Below are 1,275 nucleotides of genomic sequence, written 5' to 3'. Positions count from 1 at the left end.
GCGCTGGCGCGCGCCAGCGCCGCCGTGGCCGGGGCCTGGAAGCCGGCCTTGGCGGTCAGCTCGGTCAGGCGCGCGGTGTCGGCGCGCGAGGCGGCGTCCTGCCTGGCCACGATCAGCAATTGCTCGCAGGCGCGCAGGCCGTAGTACTGGTTGGCCACCTCGGCCGCGACCGAGACGCGCGCCTCGTGCCAGCCGGCCTCGGCGCCGGCGAGGCGCGCCTGCGCCGCCGTGCGCGCGGCGCGCCGCCCGCCGAACAGGTCGAGCTCCCACGACGACTGCAGCGCCGCCTGGCTGGTGGTGCCGCCGGGCAGCGCGCTTTGCTGGCTGGCGCGGTTCACGCTCGAGGCCGCGTCGAGCGAGGGCAGCAGGGCGGCGCTGGCGGCCACGCGCTCGGCGCGCGACTGGGCGATGCGCGACTGCGCGGACGCGAGCGTCGGGTTGACCCGCTGCGCCGCCTCGATCAGCTGCGCCAGCAGCGGGTCGCCCTGGCCGCGCCACCATTGCGACAGGTCGCCCAGCTTGCCGTCGTGCGGCAGCGGCGCCTGCCATTGGGCCGGCAGCAACGGGGCCACGCTGGCGGGCGGCGCGCTGGCGGCGCAGGCGCCCAGGGCCAGCGGGGCGGCCGCCAGCAGGAGGGTACGGAGTCGGATCATGGACTGGTCTTTCTTTTCACTGGTTTTGATGTTTTTGATGTTTTTGATGTTGGCGGCGCGGCCAAGCGCTTCTTTTCGGCCTCGACGATCGCCTCGGCGTAGTCGACCAGGCGCGCCATCCAGGTGTCGATCGCGTCCTCGGTGGCGAGCAGCTGGGGGCCGATCTTGTCGATCACGTCGCGCGCGACCATCAGCTGCAGCGCCAGCCCGACCACGCTGAAGGCCAGCCTTGCGACGTCGTCGCCGGGCTCCTTGACGCCCAGGTGGCGGCCCAGCACCAGCACCAGGCCCGCGTGCGCGGGGCGGATGCCGTTGTCGATCTCCTCGTGCCACAGGCCGGTCGGCTCGAGCATCTCGCGGAACCACAGGCGCATGCACAGCCGGGCCAGGTCGCCCTGCTTGAGCGGGGCGAGCAACTGGGCGTAGAACATCCGCAGCGACTCGCGCAGGCTGGCGCCGACGGCCGTGAACTCGGCGATCTCGTCCTGGGCGTTGGGCGCCGGCTTGACGAAGGCGGCCCGGTACAGCCCCGCCTTGTCGTTGAAGTAGTAGCTGATGGCGGCCACGTTGGTGCCGGCGGCGAGCGCGATCTCGCGCGTCGAGGTCTTGGCGAAGCCCTGTT

General features: G+C 72.9%; 2 protein-coding genes. Both read right to left on the bottom strand.

Translation table 11 applies throughout. The annotated features are described in order from the left end of the window. A partial coding sequence (locus C7C56_RS01685) for a TolC family protein (protein ID WP_181372977.1) occupies positions 1-653 on the bottom strand: 653 nt, incomplete at its 3' end. After that, the coding region (locus tag C7C56_RS01680) for a CerR family C-terminal domain-containing protein (protein ID WP_106755772.1) at positions 650-1,275 on the bottom strand (626 nt) is incomplete at its 5' end. The genes C7C56_RS01685 and C7C56_RS01680, both read right to left, overlap by 4 nt.

This window comes from Massilia glaciei (assembly GCF_003011895.2).
Classification (GTDB): domain Bacteria; phylum Pseudomonadota; class Gammaproteobacteria; order Burkholderiales; family Burkholderiaceae_D; genus Telluria_A; species Telluria_A glaciei.
Note: the sequence above shows the minus strand (reverse complement) of the source record. Positions and strands in the feature narration are given on the sequence as shown.